This is a genomic window from Aestuariirhabdus haliotis (assembly GCF_023509475.1).
Taxonomy (GTDB): domain Bacteria; phylum Pseudomonadota; class Gammaproteobacteria; order Pseudomonadales; family Aestuariirhabdaceae; genus Aestuariirhabdus; species Aestuariirhabdus haliotis.
On record NZ_JAKSDZ010000005.1, the window covers coordinates 131747 to 151921 of the forward strand.

Here is a 20175-nt window from a genome sequence, read left to right on the forward strand (position 1 = left end):
CCAATCAGGACTTCATCTCTTCAAAAAAGCTTTTCACACCCTCAAACCAGGAGGTTTTACGGGGAGACTGCTTACCCGTGCCCTCTTCCTCGAAGGAGCGCTGCAAAGCTTCCAGCAGTTCTTTCTGTTCCTTGGTCATGCTCACCGGTGTCTCGACAATCACTCGGCACATCAGGTCGCCCTGACTGCCACCTCGTACCGGAGTCACACCCTTGCCACGCAGGCGGAAGAGCTTACCGGTCTGAGTTTCAGCTGGCACCTTTAATTTGACGCGACCATCGAGGGTCGGCACTTCCAACTCGCCACCCAGCGCTGCGTCGACAAAAGTAATCGGCACCTCGCAATACAGATGCTTACCATCACGATGGAAAATCGAGTGCTCCTTGACCGACACCTGCACATAAAGGTCACCGGAAGGCCCACCATTAACACCCGCCTCACCTTCACCAGCCAGACGAATGCGATCTCCGGTATCCACACCAGGCGGAACCTTAACGGAGAGGGTTTTGTATTCCTGCACACGACCCTCACCATGACAACTACGACACGGATCCTTGATCTGCTTGCCACTGCCGTGACAGTTCGGGCAGGTTTGCTGTACAGAGAAAAAGCCCTGCTGCATACGCACCTGACCAACACCACCACAGGTGGTACAGGTTTCCGCCTTGGAACCCTTAGCAGCGCCAGTACCGGTACAGGTCGTACATTCCACCTGAGTCGGAATACGAATTTTCTGGGTAACGCCTTTTACCGCCTCTTCCAGCGATAACTCCAGCGGGTAACGCAGATCCGACCCACGCTGCACCGAGCTGCGCTGACCTCCACCGCCACCACCAAAGATGTCACCAAATACATCGCCAAAGATATCACTAAAGTTGCCCGCTCCGGCGCCACCACCGAAACCGCCACCACCCTGACTGGGATCAACCCCGGCATGACCGTAACGGTCATAGGCTTCACGCTTGGCTTCATCCGAGAGCACTTCGTAGGCCTCATTGACCTCCTTGAACTTCTCTTCCGCGCTATGATCATCGGGATTTCGATCCGGGTGATACTTCATCGCCTTGCTGCGATAGGCTTTCTTCAGGTCTTTCTCCGACACTTCGCGGGAGACCCCAAGCACCTCATAGTAATCTCGTTTCGACATATCCGTTTTCCTGACAACATTGCCCGTATGGCAACCGTTGATAATTCACAATCTCTTCATACAACAACGCGGGAGAGTGCCTCCCGCGCTGCATTAACACAAACCCGCAAGGCGGGCAAGACGAACTTATTTCTTGTCGTCTTTTACTTCTTCAAACTCAGCGTCAACCGCATCATCGGCAGCAGCTTCCGCTTCAGGCTGGGCTTCGCCTTCACCGGCTTCGGCTGCCTGCTCGGCATAAAGCTTCTGAGCCAAAGATGAGGAAGCCTCAGTCAGAGCGGTAGTCTTGGCTTCAATGTCCGCCTTGTCATCACCCTTGAGGGCTTCTTCGAGGTCTTTGATCGCGGCTTCGATCGCTGTCTTTTCCTCTTCAGTTGCCTTGTCGCCGGCTTCCTCAATGGTTTTGCGGGTTGCGTGAATGAGACCATCAGCCGTATTACGCACACCAACCATCTCTTCAAACTTGCGATCTTCCTCAGCGTTAGCTTCGGCGTCCGCTACCATCTTATCAATCTCGTCATCGGACAAACCGCTGGATGCCTTGATCACGATAGACTGCTCTTTGCCAGTGCCTTTATCTTTGGCAGAGACATTAAGGATACCGTTGGCGTCGATGTCGAAGCTGACCTCGATTTGCGGCATGCCGCGAGGCGCCGGAGGAATATCACTCAGATCGAAGCGACCCAAAGATTTGTTCTGCGTGGCTTGCTTACGCTCACCCTGGCAAACATGAATGGTTACCGCAGGCTGATTATCATCGGCGGTCGAGAACACCTGAGATTTCTTGGTAGGAATTGTGGTGTTCTTTTCGATCAGCGGCGTCATAACACCACCCATGGTCTCGATACCCAGAGTCAAGGGGCTAACATCCAGCAACAGCACGTCAGTCTTGTCACCGGACAGTACGCCAGCCTGGATAGCGGCACCCATGGCAACCGACTCATCAGGGTTAACGTCTTTACGCGGATCGCGACCAAAGAACTCTTTTACCTTGGACTGCACCAGCGGCATACGGGTCTGACCACCAACCAGGATCACCTCATCAATATCGGAGATATCGAGGTCTGCATCTTTTAGCGCAGTACGGCATGGGGCGATCGAATTCTCCACCAGGTCCTCTACCAAAGATTCCAGCTTGGCGCGGGTCAGCTTGACGTTAAGGTGCTTGGGGCCAGTCGCATCGGCAGTCACGTAGGGCAGGTTAACGTCGGTTTGCTGCGCGGAAGACAATTCGATCTTGGCTTTCTCGCCAGCTTCTTTCAGACGCTGCATGGCCAGCGGATCACCTTTCAGGTCGATACCACTCTCTTTCTTGAAAGCTTCGGCCAGATAGTCGATAACACGCATATCGAAATCTTCACCACCCAGGAAGGTGTCACCGTTGGTGGCCAACACTTCAAACTGGTGCTCACCGTCAACATCGGCAATTTCGATGATGGAGATGTCGAAAGTACCGCCACCCAGGTCATAAACCGCAACGGTCTTGTCCCCGGCCTTCTTGTCCATGCCGTAGGCCAGCGCCGCAGCCGTTGGCTCGTTGATGATACGTTTTACTTCCAGACCCGCGATCTTACCGGCGTCTTTGGTCGCCTGACGCTGGGAATCGTTAAAGTAAGCCGGCACCGTAATAACGGCTTCAGTAACCGCTTCGCCAAGGTAGTCTTCGGCGGTTTTCTTCATCTTCTTGAGGACTTCGGCAGAAACCTGCGGTGGCGCTTTCTTGTCACCCTTGGCTTCAACCCAGGCATCTCCGTTTTCGGCCTTGATGATCTTGTAAGGCACCATGGAGATATCTTTCTGTACTTCAGCATCTTCAAAACGACGACCGATAAGACGCTTGATGGCGAACAGCGTGTTATCAGGATTGGTCACCGCCTGACGTTTGGCAGGCTGACCCACCAGGGTTTCACCGTCGTCGGTGAACGCGATGATAGAAGGCGTAGTACGATCGCCCTCAGCGTTTTCCAATACTTTGGCTTTATCGCCATCCAGGATTGCCACACAGGAGTTGGTGGTACCCAGGTCAATTCCAATAATCTTTCCCATCTTTTTTCTCTCCAATCCCGCCCCGCTGGGGGCGTCATTTCGTTATCTAAAATTCGGTTTTAAGGGGCTACTGCGATTGTGGGCGTCGCTGATCAACAGATCGGCCTTGCTTTCATTCAATCGGCTACTGTCTTTCTATATGTGTGCGCGCCCCAGATTTTCAAGCCTGTTCGTCAACTTTTGACTGCGATGCCTTGGACACCACAACCATGGCCGGACGCACCAAACGTCCATTGAGGGTGTAACCCTTCTGAAAAGCCGCAATCACGGTGCCGGGCTCTACATCGGCATTTTCCTGCATGCTCATCGCTTCATGGAACTGGGGATCGAAAGGCTCGCCAACAGGGTCTAGTGCAACCAGATTGTATTTGCCCAGCGCATCCTGAAACATCTTGAGGGTCATCTGCATACCCTCAACCATGGCTTTTTGCGCTTCATCTTCAGCGTTGGCGCTGTCCACAGCTCGCTCAAGGCTATCGATAACCGGCAACAGATCAGCGGAGAACTTTTCCAGGGCGAACTTGTGGGCTTTTTCTACATCCTGCTCGGCTCGTCGTTTTACGTTCTGCGCATCAGCCTGAGCACGCAATGCCTGCTCAGAAACTTTGGCAACTTCTTCCTGCGCCGCTTCAAGCTCAGCCTTAAGGCTATTTATCTGCTGATCGGAAGACTCAACAGAGGCCCCCTCTTCTGCCACGATCTCTTCTGCCGCCGATTGCTCAGGCTGCATCTCTTCATTTTGTTCAGGATTTGATTTTTGCTCGCTCATCCGGCCTTCTCTCGCTACTCGGTCTACGCGGAAGATAACGCCCTCCGCAACTCTCAGTCAGTGCACTTATATGGGGTTACTCCACAAGGTTTCAAGGGCTATATCGCTTAATTAACAACAGCCCACGAAAAACCGTTGCACCACCCCGACAAAATACTGTATATATGAACAGCATAATCGCCTATATCTCGGAGGCTACCCATGCTGACCCACCTATCCATTCGCAATTTCGCCATTGTCGACCACCTGGAACTGGACTTGAAATCCGGCATGACGGTGGTCAGCGGTGAAACCGGTGCTGGCAAGTCCATTATGCTAGACGCACTGGGATTAGCATTGGGTGACCGATCCGACTCAGCCAGCGTGGGCCAGCAGGATGAACGGGCGGAAATCATGGCCAGCTTCGACCTGAGCCATTGCCCGCAAGCTCGCAAATGGCTGGATGAGCGGGACCTGGTTCAGGAACAGGAGTGTATTCTACGCCGGGTCATCACGCGCGAAGGCCGCTCTCGCGGCTATATCAACGGCAGCGCCTCGCCTCTATCCGACTTGCGCGAGCTGGGCGAAATGCTGATCGATATCCACAATCAACACGAACACCAGTCACTGCTAAAAAAAGAAACCCACCAATCCCTGCTCGACAACTGGGCCGACTGTCAGGAACTGGCCAGCCAGACTCGACAGATCTGGCAACAATGGCAGCGCCAGCAACAACAGCTAGAACGCCTGAGCAGTGCCAGCGAGGAGGAAAACGCTCGAGCACAATTACTGAGCTATCAGCTCAGTGAACTCAATGCACTGGACCCTCAGGAAGGCGAATACGAAGAGCTGGAAAGCGAATACCGGCAACAAGCCAATGCCGGCCAATGCGTACAAAGCTGCCAGCAGGTAGTGCAACTCTGCGCTGAATCCGATAGTGGTAACGCATTGCAACAGCTCAATAACAGCCTGCACCTGCTGCAAGAACTGGCCAACAACCACGCGCAACTGCAGGAGAGTATCGATCTGCTGACCAGTGCCCGCATACAAATTGAAGAAGCCAGCGGCACCCTCAATCATTACCTGGACCATTTTGAAGCCGACCCGGAGCGCTTGTTCGAACTGGAAGAACGCTTGAACAGTTTTAACAGCATTGCTCGCAAACACCGAATCAGCCCTAATGACCTACCCGGGTTGAGCGAGCGGCTCAACGACGAATTGGGGCAACTGCAATGCACTGATGAACAGCTAGAGCAACTGGAAAAAGAGGTCCAGTCACAACAGCGGCATTACCAGACACAAGCGAAGAAGCTGCATCGAGAGCGGGAACGCGCCGCACCTCGACTGGCGAAAGCGGTAAGCGAGCAGATTCGTCAGCTCGGCATGCCCCAAGGGCAGTTCAGCGTTGACCTGAAACCTCTGACAGAGGGCAACGCCAATGGCCTGGAAGCAATAGAATTTCTGGTAAGCGCCAACCCCGGGCAACCCGCCCGCCCGCTTCGCCAGGTGGCTTCCGGCGGTGAATTGTCGCGCATCAGCCTGGCCATTCAGGTCATCAATGCCCAAACCAGCACGATTCCCACTCTGGTTTTTGATGAGGTGGATGTCGGTATTGGCGGCGGAATTGCCGAAGTGGTAGGGCTACGACTGAGACAGCTGGGTGAAGCCGGCGGTCAGGTTATCTGTGTAACCCACCAACCCCAGGTCGCCTCCCAGGGGCATCACCACCTTCAGGTGCAAAAACAGAGCAAACGCAATCACACCCATACTCGAATCGAGTCACTCGAAGGCAATAGCCGAATCGAAGAGGTCGCGCGTATGCTAGGGGGAATGGAGATGACGGATCAGACACTAGCCCACGCAAGGGAAATGCTGGAACGGGCCGGTGCCTGATGTAAGGGCATGATCAAAGACTCAAGATCGTTTCTTTACGTACAACACCAGCTTGTGATCGACCAGGTCATAACCGTGCTTCTCGGCAATTTCCGCCTGTAAACGTTCGATATCATCACTATAAAACTCGACAATTTCGCCGGTATCCATACACACCATATGATCGTGGTGTTCATCTTTAGCGATTTCGAAAACGGAGCGGCCATCATTAAAATTATGACGGACCAATAAACCCTTCTCTTCAAACTGGGTAAGCACTCGATACACTGTCGCCAGGCCAACATCCTCGCCCCCAGCCATCAGTGCCTTATAAACATCCTCAGCACTCATATGACTGTTTGGTGCCGATTCGAGCAGCTGCAGAATCTTAACCCTTGGCACAGTGACCTTCAGGCCAGCATTTTTAATGTCTTGCTCTTCCACAACCTCTCCTTTACCGTCGATTGACTCTTAGCAGATCGAATAATATCGGGTATTATCACATTATCAGACAATCATGTGAAAGCATCTGCACTCAGGATGCCTCACCATCACGAAGAACAACAGCTACCACGATGTATAACCTTACCAAGAAAGGCTTGCTAGTTCTCACGCTAGCCACCGCTGCAGGATGCTCCGGTTTTCCAGGGGTACACAAGATCGATGTCCACCAGGGCAACGTTATCACTCAGGAGATGGTCGACCAACTCCGCCCAGGCATGACCGAACGACAGGTTCGCTTTGTTATGGGCACCCCCTTGATGGTCAGCACCTTCGACCCCAACCACTGGAACTACCTTTATAGCATTCAACGAGGTGGCGCCAAACCCGCCAAGGAAACCCTGAGTATCATCTTCAGGGACGGCGAACTTTACCAACTGTCCGGTGACTTCCGCCCCAATTCCGGTGTTAGCCGAACCGAATCGGTTCAGCAAGAACGTACTGAACAGCTCCTGCAAGACATTCAGGAAGAGCAAAAAGCCGAGGGCGTCGATCCCAACGCTGCTAGCCAGCAGCCCCGCGAGCTGGGCCGGCCCGGCATTGGAGCCCCTCAGTAGAGCTACTACCGGATTTCAGCTGGTTGAATCGACATTCGCCCCTGCATCAGATCATCTGCTCTCGGGCCTTAACCATCCCCCAAAATAACAAACCCCGAACAATGATGATTGTTCGGGGTTTGCTCTATCAGAAAGGATCAGTGAATGGGGGCAGGCTGCTTATCGGGCTTACCGTTGTGCCAGATTACTTTGCTCTTGTTTCGTGCCAACTCATTAAACGCAAAGTCATCTACGGTTAACATCTCCAGCACTTCTGCCTCGTACTGCTGCATAAATTCAAGGTCCTCTTTACTGATCAAGCCAGCCTGGGCTGCGGCGTCGAAACGTTGCTCCGGATGCAGCGCCGTATTGGGCAACTCACCCTTGGCATATGCTTTTTCAACCAGGCGGTAGATATCCGTGGCTTTATTGTTACCTTCCAGCAAAGCGTTATAACGCGCCAACGGATTATTTTCCTGCCCCTCCGCCTGCTCCAACCAGGTATCTTCAAGCATAAAAGAGCGCAGCGAGGAGTCCGTTGATACCGAGCGAGCGATGGTATTGACCAGAGAATCTGCCGGCATCTTTCGGCTGCGACCAAAGGGCATGACCAGTACACGAACCGCACGAGCCGCCCAGCGATTGGGCAGATTATCGAGCAATTCGATCATCGCTTGCTCGGTCCGATACAGTAGCCATTCACAACTGTACTGGAACAGGGCTTCTTCATTGTGTACAGCCCGGGTTTCATGCCAGTGCTTGAGCACCATGGTTGTCATGTACAAATTGGACAGCATGTCACCGAGTCGAGCCGAAAGCAGCTCACGCTGTTTAAGCGATGCCCCCAGGCTGGCCATTGCCACATCGGCCAACAGGGAAAAGGCCGCACTGTAACGGTTGACCGCCCAGCCATAGACCTGAGCTTCTCCAGGTAAAGGCGTTTCGTCCATAGGCAGTTTGAGACCTGCACTCAATGCACGGGCAGCATTTCCCGCCACCATACCAATATGACCAAAGATCGCTTTATCAAAAGCTTGCAGATCGTTCTTCTCGGCAGCTTCCAGTTCCGGCAAAACATAGGGATGACAACGAATCGCCCCCTGGCCAAAGATCATCAGGCTTCGAGTCATAATATTAGCGCCCTCGACCGTGATCGACACGGCGGTCGCGGCGTACCCTAACCCGAGGTAATTACGAGGCCCCAGCGTAACGGTCTTGCCGCCATGAATATCCATGGCATCAATCAGCATTTGACGCTGGAACTCGGTCAACTGGCTCTTGAGAATCGCCGAAGGCACCGCCGGTTTTTCACCCGCATCGATCATATTCGCAGTATGTCGAACGGTTGCTCGGGCAATGTAAGCCATGGCAGCGATTCGCGCCAACGGCGCCTGCACCCCTTCCATATCGGCAATGGGCATATTGAACTGGCGGCGGATTCGGGCGAAACCGCCTGTGAGCCCGGTAACGTAGCGACCACTGCCACTGGCGCCGGAAGGCAAGGTGATACAACGACCCACCGACAAACATTCAACCAGCATACGCCAGCCTTGCCCGGCCATTTCCGGACCACCAATTAACCAGTCCAGGGGAATAAACATATCCTTGCCCCGCAAAGGTCCATTCATAAAGGGGCTACCAATCGGAAAGTGACGACGACCAATCTCCAGACCTTCGGTCTCCCGTGGCACCAGGGCGCAGGTTATACCGATATCCTCTTTGTCCCCCAGTAATCCGTCGGGATCAAACATGCGAAAGGCCAAACCAACCACGGTGGCAATAGGCGCCAGGGTGATCCAGCGCTTCTCAAACGTGAGCTTAACGCCCAGCACTTCCTTACCATCGACTTCACCTTTGCAGACTATGCCGACATCCGGAATCGAGGTCGCATCGGAACCCGCACGGGGCGCCGTCAAACCAAAACAGGGAATGTCACGCCCGTCGGCCAATCGAGGCAGATAATGGTCCTTCTGCTCCTGAGTTCCGTATTTCAGCAACAACTCACCCGGGCCCAAGGAGTTAGGAACACCCACGGCCACCATCAGCGTTTCGTTGGATGACAACTTTTGCAGGACAGCCGACTGGGCTTTCGCGGAAAAGCCCAGGCCACCATACTCTTTGGGAATAATCATGCCGAAGAACTTTTCTTTCTTCAGGTATTTCCACAGGTTCCCAGGCAGATCCGCTCGTTCGACTGCAACCTCCCAACCATCACACATACCCGCGGCAACGCTGCATTGCTTCTTTAGAAAATCCCGCTCTTCGGCACTCAAGCCGTTATCGGGATTAGAGAGCAAATTATCCCAGTCTGGTTTGCCAGAGAACAACTCTCCATCCCAGCCAACAGTGCCGGCCTCCAGGGCAACCTGTTCGGTTTCTGAAACCTTGGGAGAAACCGATTTGAACATTGCCAGCAAACGAGGACTCAACCATTGCTGACGAATCGCCGGCAGACCACAGAGAACAACGGCAACGGCCGACACAAAGAGAATAAACGCCAGCAAGGGTGAACCCATCATGCGACCAACAACTGCCAACGCAACCAACCCAAGGGATATCACCAGGGCTCCAGATTCCCGCTTGAGCAGCTGCATCAAGACGGCGACAACAAGGATTATCAGCAATAAATGATTCATAAGTCTTCTCTGTTTCCTTTTTGAAATAGACGCTAGCCCTCGGCCCGTATTGCCGATTCAGGCGAACCAACTGACACCAGTATAGGGGCTTGCCTCCTCACTAGCCATGACCTGCAACATCTCAACCGTAGAGCCATCGGCACTTATAATGCAGACCAAATAGCACCCTGAAAAGTTCAGCTTCAACTGACATTGGCGGCCCTTCGCCCCAGATAAAGAGCACCAACGCTCAATTGTATCAACCTGCACAGAGCTCCCTGCCCATTCTGCCGATAAAACAGGTAGAATCCCCCTATTCGCAGCAAAGGGAACCTACCCAGGCAATGAGGTTTAACAAGAAACAGGTAACGCCTGCTCCCATCAAGGACAAGCGCGCCCTGGTACTTTCCGGAGGTGGCGCACGAGCCGCTTATCAAGTAGGCGTACTCAAGGCGATCACCGAAATATTACCCGCCAGCGCCCATAATCCCTTCGCCATAGTCTGCGGCACCTCGGCCGGAGCCATTAACGCGGCGGCACTGGCCAGCCACCCCGGAACCCTCAGGGAGTCGGTGGGCAACCTCGAGAACCTGTGGCGCAACCTGACTCCGGAACAGGTGTATCGAACCACCCCAGGCGCGCTACTGGGTAGCCTGTTTCGACTCGGCATGTCGCTTTTTAATCAGGGTGCCACAGAACGCAAGCCACTCTCATTATTAGATAATCAGCCACTGGAAGAGTTGCTCAAAAAGGTGATCGACTTTGACCAGCTGGATGACGCGATTGGCAGCGGTGCACTGGAAGCGCTGTGCGTCACCGCGATGGGTTACAGTACCGGCCAATCTGTCAGCTTTTTCCAAGGCCACCCAGAATTACAGCCCTGGCAACGCTTTCAGCGCGTCGGCTCGCCCTGCGAGCTCACCCACCAACACCTGTTAGCGTCTTCCGCCATACCCACCATTTTTCCAGCGGTAAGAATTAACCGGGAATACTTCGGTGACGGCGCCCTGCGTCAGATGGCCCCGATCAGCCCAGCCCTGCATTTGGGGGCCGATCATGTACTGGTCATTGGTGTCAGCGGCAACCGCAACCCCGTACACTGGGGCAAGCGCAAAGCGGTTCGGCACACACCCTCCATGGCTCAAATTATGGGACAGATGCTGAATAGCGCCTTTATCGATGCTATGGAAAGCGACATTGAGCACCTGGAACGTATCAACAAGCTGCTCGAATACATCCCGGAAGAGGTCAGGCGCGCCGAGGGGCTGCCCTTGCGAGGTGTGGACAGCCTGATCATATCCCCCTCCGAGGAGATCGACATTATCGCGGGCCGTAAAATCCGTTCGCTCTCCAGCAGCCTTCGTTGGGCTCTACGCACCGTAGGGGCAACCAAGAAAGGCGGTGGCGCGACTGCTGCCAGCTATCTGTTGTTCACGCCAGATTTTTGCGGCGCCCTGATCGACATGGGCTACAAGGATGCAATGTGGGAACGGGAATCAATCGAAGCTTTTTTTGACCAGGACCTCAACCAACCCGCAAGCGTACAAAAGGCCTGACAGACCTTTGGTACGCTTGTTTGGGCACCGCTGAATCCAGTCTCAGCAAACAGCTCAAGAAGAGCCCTGATTGAATTTCTTGAACAGCCGGGTTTCATCAAACAACCCTTCCAGCTCCCCCATACGTTCCTTGCTTTCATCCCAGATTTTGCTTTGCACCGAGGCGATAAGGGCTTCGACAAAAAACAGAATAACCACCGAGGAATCCCAGGCAGAGGGCGCCTCGATGCGCAGATTGAACACATGCTCGGCGTATTGCGCCGCCGGCGAGCCCCACTGATCGGTAAACAACACCACCCTTACGCCTCGAGCCTGGGCCATCTTGGCGAAGTGATTGATATTGTGCTCATAGCGCCTGATATCAAAGGCAATCAGAAGATCCCCCTGCTCCATATTCAGTAGATAATGTGGCCAGTTTCCGGAGTTCGACGTGACCCGGGTAACTCGCTTGCGCATCACCTGCATATGGGTAAAGAAATAATCTGCCAGGGAATGGGTGATCCGACCGCCGACCACATGCAATGCATGATCGGTATCCGATAACAGGCCGGTTACCGCGTCAAAGGTGGCAGGATCGACCTGCTTCAACGATTGATGCAGGTTATTCATGGTGACGTCGGCAAAGCGGTTCAGGATATGTTCGTCGGGTGCGCTATCACTCCAACGGTTAAATTTGGTGATCGGATTACTAATGGTTTCTTCGAGCTCGGTGTGCAACGACAGCTGAAAATCCGGAAACCCCCCAAAGCCCAGCTTTTTCACCATCCGCACCACCGTGGGGGTCGACACCTCAGCGGTAGCAGCCACCGCCGTAATACTGCCCAGACAGGACACCGGGTAATTCTCCAACATCGCATTAGCCAGCTGTCGCTCAGTGCGAGTCAAATTTTCAAACTGATTTCTGATCCGTTCTGCAACAGTAAAAGACGCCTTGCTCACTATAGATTCCCCTTTGTCCGGCGGCATGCACCATACCATGGCACCAGCATACATCCAGTGCGCACCAGTTTGTAGCATTTGTTTCAGAAATAAATTTGCCTGTTCATTTTATTTCTGAAATACTTGTTAAATCCTCACATATTGAGACAATAAAGTGAAACACAACGCGCAAAAGGATATGTCGCTGTTGGTTCATAAAGCAGTCGATACCATCAACGAGCACGGCACCGGCGGCTTTCTGCTAGTGTGCGAGCATGCCAGCAATCAGGTTCCCGCCGAACTCGATGGGCTGGGGCTAAACGATAAACAGATTGCCAGCCATATCGCCTGGGACCCGGGCGCTCTGGACGTGGCCAAGCGCCTGTCTTCGGCACTTGACTCACCTCTGGTCAGCGCCTGCATTTCCCGCCTCGTCTACGACTGCAACCGCCCTCCGGAATCTCCCGACGCCATCTGCAGCCTGAGTGAGCGAGATACAATCCCCGGCAACCTGAACCTCAGCGCCAAGGCTCGACAGTCCAGAATCGACCAGGTCTATCGGCCTTTTCAACAAGCTGTAGCCAAACTGGCAAGCGCCACAACCGCAGACAACCACCGCCCCTTATTGGTAACCATTCACTCTTTCGTACCGGTTTACAAAGGCGTGGGGCGTGAAGTGGAGATCGGCATTCTGCACGACAGTGATACTCGAATTGCCGACCTGATGCTGGACCCCGAGGCTCCCCATAATGGACTGCGTTTTCGTCGCAATGAACCCTACGGCCCTGTCGATGGTGTCACCCACACATTGAAAGAGCATGGTCTCGCCAATGGCCTGGCCAACGTCATGATCGAGATTCGTAACGACCTGCTGGTCGATAGCCAGGGACAACAACAGATCGCCGACATCCTGATCGAGCAACTGCAGCGTGTCCGCCAACAGCTTCACCCATCATCCAGGGCGCCCGACAACACGCCCTCTACATCCAGTCCAGAGTGAGTCAGGGAATGCCGAAAGCGATCAGGCTGTACGTTCATTACGTCGACAAGGTGAACCGGGTGATCGGTCGCTGTGCGATGTATCTTATCTTCGTCATGATGGGGATACTGCTGTATTCCTCCTTTATGAAAACCTTTCTTATACCCTCACTCTGGACCCTGGAGATGGCCCAGTTTGTGATGGTGGCCTACTACCTGATCGGCGGCGCTTATTCCATGCAGGAGGATGGCCATGTACGCATGGATCTGTTTTATAGCCAATGGACCGACAAGACCAAAACCCTGATCGACTCCATCACCATTCTCTTCCTGATTACCTATCTGGGCTTCTTGCTGTACGGCGGGATTTTCAGCACCCAGTACGCCTTGAAATATTCTGAAGAAAGTTATTCCGCCTGGGCACCCGCGATGGCCCCGATAAAAATTCTGATGGTGATCGGCATCTTCCTGATGTTACTGCAAGCGATCTCCTGCCTGTTCAAGGATATTGCCAAGCTCAAGGGAGAGTCGATCGCATGAGTTACGAAATGATAGCGCTGCTGATGTTCGCCTCGATGATGGTCATGCTGATGACCGGTCAACGGGTGTTTGCTGCGATCGGTTTCGTCGCCGTGATCTCGGCCTTCCTGATGTGGGGTAATGGCGGCTCGGAGATGGGCTTCAGCGCAGCCATGAAACTGATGAAATGGTACCCGCTGCTGACCTTGCCGTTATTTATTTATATGGGTTACATGCTGTCAGAATCGGGCATCGCCGAAGATCTCTACAAGATGTTTCATGTCTGGATGGGTCCGCTTAACGGTGGCCTCGCCATCGGCACCATTGGTTTGATGGTAGTGGTCTCGGCGATGAACGGGCTCAGTGTCGCAGGCATGGCAATCGGCGCCAGCATTGCCATGCCCGAGCTGCTGCGACGAGGCTACGATAAGATTATGGTCACCGGGGTGATCCAGGCGGGTAGCTCACTCGGCATACTCGTGCCCCCCAGCGTGGTGATGGTGCTCTACAGTATGATCGCACGTCAGCCGGTCAGTAAACTCTGGATGGCCGGGGTCATGCCCGGCCTGTTAATGGCGGCTCTGTTTGTCATCTATATTGTGGTGCGCTGTCGCCTGCAACCAGAAATGGGCCCGGCCCTGACCCAGGAAGAGCGTAAGGTTCCCTGGTCAGAAAAGTTCTCTTTGTTGCGGGCCGGTATTTTACCGCTGCTCATTTTCTTCTCCATGACCGGTGCCTTTCTGTCTGGCTACGCCAGTCTGGTAGAAAGTGCGGCCTACGGTGCTCTGGCCGCCACTCTGGCCGCACTGATAAAGAAACGCCTGACTCGCAAGGTGCTGGATGAAACCCTGAAGAAAACTCTGGTCATCAGCTGCATGTTTATGTGGATCATCCTGGCCGCTCTCTGCTTTGGTGCGGTGTTTGATGGACTCGGTGCCGTGCGCACCATCGAAGGCTTTTTCGTCGATCAGCTCGGTCTGGGGCCCTGGCAGATCCTGATCATGATGCAGCTGTCCTATATTGTCATGGGCATGTTCCTGGATGACACCGCCATGCTGGTAATTGTGGCCCCGCTGTTTATTCCGCTGGTCGGCGCCCTGGGATTCGACCTCGTGTGGTACGGCATTCTTTATACCATCACCTGTCAGATTGCCTATATGACGCCGCCCTTCGGCTACAACCTGTTCCTGATGCGAGCCATGGCACCACCCGAGGTGTCGCTGGGGGATATTTATCGTTCCATTATTCCTTTCGTCATCATCATGACCTTTGCTCTGGTGTTGATCACGGTATTCCCACAGATCGCCCTGTGGCTACCAGAAACCTATTACGGCAAATAAGGATGGCTATCGTTTTGACGCCAGCACAACCCTTTATCAACGAGCCAGATAACCCGCTGGCAATAACAGAACCGCAACGGAGGTGGTCGTATTAACCAACAGTAGCCATTTGTATCTGATGATCCCTGTACCAACGATCCATGAGTAGGAGAAAAGCAATGACCGATAAGAAAGATAAGGATATAAGCGAGACCAATACTCGCCGCGATTTTCTCAAGAAAGCCGGTGCGGCCTCCGCCGCTGTAGTCGGAACATCAGTGCTGGGGGCACCTGCAGTCCATGCCGCCAGCAATAAGAAAATCAAATGGCGTCTGCAGACCTACGCCGGACCCGCTCTGGCCGAGCACGTCATCAAGCCATCGATTGATGCCTTTAATAAGGTCGCCAATGGTGAGATGGAGATCGAGCTGTACTACGCCGACCAGCTGGTACCCACCGGTGAACTGTTCCGCGCCATGCAACGCGGTACCATCGATGCGGTACAAAGTGACGATGACTCCATCGCGGCGCCTGTTGACGTGTCCGTATTTGGCGGTTACTTCCCCTTTGGCACCCGTTACAGCCTCGACGTTCCGGTGCTGTTTAATCAGTACGGACTGAAAGAGATCTGGGAAGAAGCCTACAACGAAGTCGAAGGTGTCACCTGGCTCGGCGCCGGTGCCTGGGATCCCTGCCATTTCGCCACCGTCGATCCCATCAATAGCCTTGCCGACCTGAAAGGCAAACGCGTCTTCACCTTCCCGACCGCCGGTAAATTCCTGTCCCGTTTCGGTGTGGTTCCTGTGACTCTGCCCTGGGAAGATATCGAAGTCGCGGTGCAAACCGGTGAGCTTGATGGTATTGCCTGGTCAGGTATAACCGAGGATTACACCGTAGGTTGGGCCGACGTGACCAACTACTTCCTGACCAACAATATCTCGGGTGCCTGGGCGGGTTCCTATTTCGCCAACTCCGAACGCTGGGATGCCCTGCCCGAGCATCTGCAAACCCTGTTTAAACTGACCATGGACAGCTCGCACTACTACCGTCAGTACTGGTACTGGGGCGGCGAAGCCAAACTGCGTACCCAGGGCACCAAGATGAAACTCACCACCATTCCGGATGAAGAGTGGGCTACCGTAGAAGCGGAAGCGCACAAATTCTGGGATGAGATTGCCGCCAAGAGCGACCGCAACGCGCGCGTGGTGAAGATACTCAAGGAGTACTCCGAGGTAATGTCAAAAGCGGGTAAACCCTACCGCTATTCATAGTCAGCTTAACTGCTAGTAATGCCGACTATTGGCCTGCCCCGACGCAGTAACTCGGGGAAGGCCAAGCACATTTATAATAAACGCCCGGCAGGGCAACCATAACACCAACAACTTACGAGACTGTCCGCTATGGCTGGAAAATTAACACTGGATGAACTGAGAGAAGCCGTATCCAGCGGTGAAATTGATACTGTTCTGGTATGCCAGATCGATATGCAAGGCCGCCTTATGGGTAAACGTTTTCAAGGCGAGTTCTTTGTCGACCAGGCGTGGCAGGAAACTCACAGCTGTAATTACCTGCAAGCCACCGATATCGAAATGGAAACCGTCCCCGGTTATAAATCCACCAGCTGGCAAACGGGCTATGGGGATTACACCATGGTTCCCGACATGAACACATTACGGAGAATTCCCTGGCTGGAAGGCACCGCACTGGTACTCTGCGATCTGGTCGACCACCTGACCCATAAAGAGATAGCTCACTCGCCCCGCGCCATATTGAAAAAGCAGATCGCCCGGCTGGAAAAAATGGGCATGAAGGGCTTTATGGGCACCGAGCTGGAGTTCTTCCTGTTCAAAGACAGTTTTGAAGAAGCCAGCCGCAAGGGTTATAAAAACCTGAACCTGGTCAGCGAGTACAACGAGGACTATCACATCTTCCAGACTACCAAGGAAGAGAATGTCATGCGCGCCATTCGCAATGGCTTGCAAGGTGCCAATATCACCGTCGAAAATTCCAAGGGTGAAGCGGACGCCGGGCAAGAAGAGATCAACGTCCTCTACGCCGAAGCCGTGACCATGGCCGACAACCACAGCATCATTAAAAACGCTTGCAAAGAGATCGCCTGGCAACAGGGGCAAGCGGTCAGCTTTATGGCCAAATGGAACGACCAGTCCGCGGGCAACTCTTCTCATATTCACCAGTCACTCTGGTCACTCGATGGCGAACCGCTGTTTTATGATCCCGACGCCAAACACGGCATGTCGGAATTGATGAAAAATTACATGGCCGGTTTATTGAAACATGCCCGTGACGTAACCTATTTTCTGGCGCCCAACATTAACTCCTACAAGCGTTTCGTCAAAGGCACATTTGCCCCGACCAAAACCATCTGGAGCATGGACAACCGCACGGCCGGCTATCGCGTCTGTGGCGAAGGCAGTAAATCCGTCCGGGTCGAATGCCGAGTGGGCGGTGCCGACCTGAACCCCTATCTGGCAATCGCCGCCCAGATCGCTGCGGGTATCGATGGCATCAACAACAAGCTTGAACTGGAACCCGAATTTGTGGGTGACGCCTACGAGAGCGACAGCAACGTTGAAGAGATCCCAACCACCTTGCGCGAAGCCACTCAGGCGCTCGACGAATCCAGGATGCTGCGTGATGCCTTTGGCGAAGAGGTGATCGAGCACTATGTGCACGCCGCACGCTGGGAACAATCCGAATACGACCGCCGAGTGACCGACTGGGAAGTCCAGCGCGGCTTTGAACGATCCTGACCAAGAGATATTAGCCATGAGTCAATCCACCAATACGTTGAAATGCATCAGTCCCATTGATGGTTCGGTGCATGCCGAACGCGAAATCAGTTCGCTTACCGATGCCCAGCAAAAAATTTCCGCCGCACGAGACGCTCAACATGAATGGTCATCACGTTCGCTGAGTGAGCGAATTGCGCTAGTCAGGGCCGGGGTAGAAAAGCTCGGCACTATGAACGATGACATCGTGCCCGAACTGGCACGCATGATGGGGCGGCCGGTTCGTTATGGTGGCGAGTTTGGCGGCGTTAACGAGCGAGCCAGCTATATGGCCGATATTGCCACCGAAGCCCTGGCACCCATCACCGTAGAAGCCTCTGACCTGTTCGAACGCCGAATCCTGCGCGAACCCCATGGTGTGGTACTGGTCATCGCGCCCTGGAATTATCCATATATGACGGCGATCAACACGGTAGCTCCCGCCCTGATTGCCGGCAATGCTGTGGTACTCAAACATTCCACCCAAACCCTGGTGGTAGGGGAGCGCATGGTAGAGGCATTTGTCGCCGCCGGGCTGCCCGCTGACCTGTTTATCAATCTGTTTGCCGATCACGGCACCATGGAGCAACTGATAGCCCAGCGCCAGTTCGACTTTGTCAATTTCACCGGTTCGGTCGGTGGTGGGCAGGCGATCGAACGCGCTGCGGCGGGCACCTTCACCGGCCTGGGTCTGGAGCTGGGAGGTAAAGATCCCGGCTATGTCATGGAAGATGCCGATGTCGAGGCCGCCGTAAACACCCTGATCGATGGCGCCATGTTTAACTCGGGCCAATGCTGCTGCGGTATCGAACGCATCTATGTTCACGCCAGCCAGTACGATGCCTTTGTTGAACAGGCCGTAAAGCTGGTGTCCGGTTACAAGCTGGGCAACCCGCTCAGTGAGGAGACCACTCTGGGCCCGATGGCCAACAAGCGCTTTGCCGCCGAGGTGCGTGCCCAGATCAACGAGGCCCTTGCCGATGGCGCTACCGCCATGATCGATCCTGCACTATTCCCGGAAGATGATGGGGGTGCCTATCTGGCCCCCCAGGTATTGACCGACGTGAACCACAGCATGCGCGTTATGCGCGATGAAAGCTTTGGCCCCGTGGTTGGCATTATGAAGGTCAACAGCGACGAAGAAGCAATCGCTTTGATGAACGATTGCGAATTCGGTTTAACCGCCTCGCTCTGGACCCAGGATTCCAGTCGCGCTGCCGATATCGCTGCCCAGCTGGAAACCGGGACCGTCTTTATGAATCGTGCCGACTATCTCGATCCGGCCCTGTGCTGGACCGGCTGCAAAAATACCGGCCGCGGTGGCGCATTGTCAGCGATCGGTTTCCACAACCTGACTCGCCCGAAATCCTATCACTTCAAGAGGACGACCTGATGTCTCTAACCGCCAACTGGAGCTACCCCACCGCCATACGCTTTGGTGCCGGACGCATTAAGGAGCTGGCCGATGCCTGCCAGCAACTGGGCATGCAACGTCCATTACTGGTGACCGACAGTGGACTCGCGACGCTGCCCATTACCACCTCGACCCTCGACTTGATGGAACAGGCCGGGCTGGGTCGGGCCATGTTCTGCGAAGTGCAGCCCAATCCGGACGACGTGGCGCTGGAAGCAGGGCTGGAAGTCTATCGCCGGGGTAACCACGATGGTGTCATCGCCTTCGGTGGCGGTTCGGGTATCGATCTGGCCAAAATGCTGGCGTTTATGGCCGGGCAAACTCGGCCCGTGTGGGATTTTGAAGATATTGACGACTGGTGGACCCGAGCCGACGCTGACGCCATCGCCCCGATTATTGCCGTCCCCACCACCGCAGGAACCGGTTCAGAGGTGGGTCGCGCTTCGGTGCTGACCAACTCGGAGACTCATGTTAAAAAGATTATCTTTCATCCCAAGATCCTGCCCTCTGTCGTTATCTGCGATCCGGAACTGACGGTGGGTATGCCACCGGTGATCACCGCCGGTACAGGACTCGACGCCTTTATTCATAACTTCGAAGCCTACTGTTCACCTTTCTATCACCCCATGTCCCAAGGCATTGCCATCGAGGGCATGCGCCTGGTGAAAGAATACCTGCCTCGTGCCTTTGCCGACGGTACCGACATCGAAGCCCGCAGCCATATGATGAGTGCTGCCTCCATGGGTGCTACCGCCTTCCAGAAAGGCCTGGGCGCCGTTCACGCGCTATCGCATCCGGTGGGTGCGGTTTACAACACAGCCCACGGAATGACCAATGCGATCGTGTTACCCGCCGTGGTGCGCTTTAATCGCTCAGCGATTGAGTCTCGCATCGAACCTCTGGCGGCGTATCTGGGCATTGAGGGTGGGTTCGACGGTTTTACCCGTTGGATAGATGATTTTTCGGCGCAACTCAACGTACCCCAAAAGCTGTCCGAGCTGGGCGTCGATCGGGAAAAGATCGATCTGTTAGCGCAGATGGCGGTCGATGATCCAAGTGCTGGCGGTAACCCCATAGCACTGGATATCAACGCTACCCGTGCACTCTATGAGGAGATCATCTAGGGCACCTCTGATTAATTCAGATAGATCTCTGCGGATCCTAAAAATGGTTTTTATCAAGGCGAAGCTCGCCGTTCATGTCGAGACCTGGACAAG

At 54.3% G+C, this 20175-nt stretch carries 16 protein-coding genes; 10 read left to right on the top strand and 6 right to left on the bottom strand.

The window, feature by feature from the left end; translation table 11 throughout:
* Positions 1 to 4 precede the first annotated feature (4 nt).
* From dnaJ to grpE, 3 genes are all read right to left on the bottom strand, one after another.
* A complete protein-coding gene (gene dnaJ / locus MIB40_RS06355) occupies positions 5 to 1147 on the bottom strand; it encodes a molecular chaperone DnaJ (protein ID WP_249692098.1) in 1143 nt (380 codons plus the stop codon).
* Between the two features lie 126 nt (positions 1148 to 1273).
* Entirely contained in the window at positions 1274 to 3193 is a 1920-nt protein-coding gene (gene dnaK, locus MIB40_RS06360) for a molecular chaperone DnaK (RefSeq protein ID WP_249692100.1), read from the bottom strand.
* A gap of 160 nt (positions 3194 to 3353) precedes the next feature.
* Positions 3354 to 3962, bottom strand: a complete 609-nt coding sequence (grpE, locus tag MIB40_RS06365; protein ID WP_249692103.1) for a nucleotide exchange factor GrpE — start codon at positions 3960 to 3962, stop codon at positions 3354 to 3356.
* Between the two features lie 201 nt (positions 3963 to 4163).
* Between grpE and recN the strand changes: the two genes are divergently transcribed.
* Positions 4164 to 5834 (top strand): DNA repair protein RecN, encoded by a 1671-nt coding sequence (gene recN / locus MIB40_RS06370; RefSeq protein ID WP_249692105.1) that lies wholly within the window; start codon positions 4164 to 4166, stop codon positions 5832 to 5834.
* A gap of 21 nt (positions 5835 to 5855) precedes the next feature.
* On the opposite strand, the gene fur is transcribed toward recN, so the two are convergent.
* On the bottom strand, positions 5856 to 6257 hold the full coding sequence (gene fur / locus MIB40_RS06375; RefSeq protein ID WP_249692114.1) for a ferric iron uptake transcriptional regulator: 402 nt from the start codon (positions 6255 to 6257) through the stop codon (positions 5856 to 5858).
* 131 nt (positions 6258 to 6388) lie between these two features.
* Here fur and MIB40_RS06380 point away from each other — a divergent pair, with 131 nt between their 5' ends.
* Positions 6389 to 6871: an outer membrane protein assembly factor BamE gene (locus tag MIB40_RS06380; RefSeq protein ID WP_249692116.1), complete on the top strand. Its 483-nt coding sequence runs from the start codon at positions 6389 to 6391 to the stop codon at positions 6869 to 6871.
* A gap of 137 nt (positions 6872 to 7008) precedes the next feature.
* On the opposite strand, the gene MIB40_RS06385 is transcribed toward MIB40_RS06380, so the two are convergent.
* Positions 7009 to 9486 (bottom strand): acyl-CoA dehydrogenase, encoded by a 2478-nt coding sequence (locus tag MIB40_RS06385; RefSeq protein WP_249692118.1) that lies wholly within the window; start codon positions 9484 to 9486, stop codon positions 7009 to 7011.
* 323 nt (positions 9487 to 9809) lie between these two features.
* Here MIB40_RS06385 and MIB40_RS06390 point away from each other — a divergent pair, with 323 nt between their 5' ends.
* A complete protein-coding gene (locus tag MIB40_RS06390; RefSeq protein ID WP_249692120.1) occupies positions 9810 to 11021 on the top strand; it encodes a patatin-like phospholipase family protein in 1212 nt (403 codons plus the stop codon).
* A 54-nt stretch (positions 11022 to 11075) separates the two neighbouring features.
* Here MIB40_RS06390 and MIB40_RS06395 read toward each other — a convergent pair whose 3' ends face one another.
* Positions 11076 to 11960: a MurR/RpiR family transcriptional regulator gene (locus MIB40_RS06395; protein ID WP_249692123.1), complete on the bottom strand. Its 885-nt coding sequence runs from the start codon at positions 11958 to 11960 to the stop codon at positions 11076 to 11078.
* Positions 11961 to 12147: 187 nt separating this feature from the next.
* On the opposite strand from MIB40_RS06395, the gene MIB40_RS06400 reads away from it, so the two are divergent.
* The 7 genes from MIB40_RS06400 to MIB40_RS06430 all read left to right on the top strand — a co-directional run bounded on the left by MIB40_RS06400 (position 12148) and on the right by MIB40_RS06430 (position 20082).
* Positions 12148 to 12939, top strand: coding sequence for an N-formylglutamate amidohydrolase (locus MIB40_RS06400; protein WP_249692125.1), 792 nt, complete (start codon positions 12148 to 12150; stop codon positions 12937 to 12939).
* A gap of 8 nt (positions 12940 to 12947) precedes the next feature.
* On the top strand, positions 12948 to 13457 hold the full coding sequence (locus tag MIB40_RS06405; RefSeq protein WP_249692128.1) for a TRAP transporter small permease subunit: 510 nt from the start codon (positions 12948 to 12950) through the stop codon (positions 13455 to 13457).
* On the top strand, positions 13454 to 14776 hold the full coding sequence (locus MIB40_RS06410) for a TRAP transporter large permease (RefSeq protein WP_249692130.1): 1323 nt from the start codon (positions 13454 to 13456) through the stop codon (positions 14774 to 14776). The genes MIB40_RS06405 and MIB40_RS06410 overlap by 4 nt, the downstream gene beginning before the upstream one ends.
* A gap of 158 nt (positions 14777 to 14934) precedes the next feature.
* On the top strand, positions 14935 to 16026 hold the full coding sequence (locus MIB40_RS06415) for a TRAP transporter substrate-binding protein (RefSeq protein ID WP_249692132.1): 1092 nt from the start codon (positions 14935 to 14937) through the stop codon (positions 16024 to 16026).
* Positions 16027 to 16155: 129 nt separating this feature from the next.
* Positions 16156 to 17526: a glutamine synthetase family protein gene (locus MIB40_RS06420; RefSeq protein ID WP_249692133.1), complete on the top strand. Its 1371-nt coding sequence runs from the start codon at positions 16156 to 16158 to the stop codon at positions 17524 to 17526.
* A gap of 16 nt (positions 17527 to 17542) precedes the next feature.
* Positions 17543 to 18937 (top strand): aldehyde dehydrogenase family protein, encoded by a 1395-nt coding sequence (locus tag MIB40_RS06425; RefSeq protein ID WP_249692134.1) that lies wholly within the window; start codon positions 17543 to 17545, stop codon positions 18935 to 18937.
* A complete protein-coding gene (locus tag MIB40_RS06430; protein WP_249692135.1) occupies positions 18937 to 20082 on the top strand; it encodes an iron-containing alcohol dehydrogenase in 1146 nt (381 codons plus the stop codon). The genes MIB40_RS06425 and MIB40_RS06430 overlap by 1 nt, the downstream gene beginning before the upstream one ends.
* The last annotated feature ends 93 nt before the right edge of the window (positions 20083 to 20175 follow it).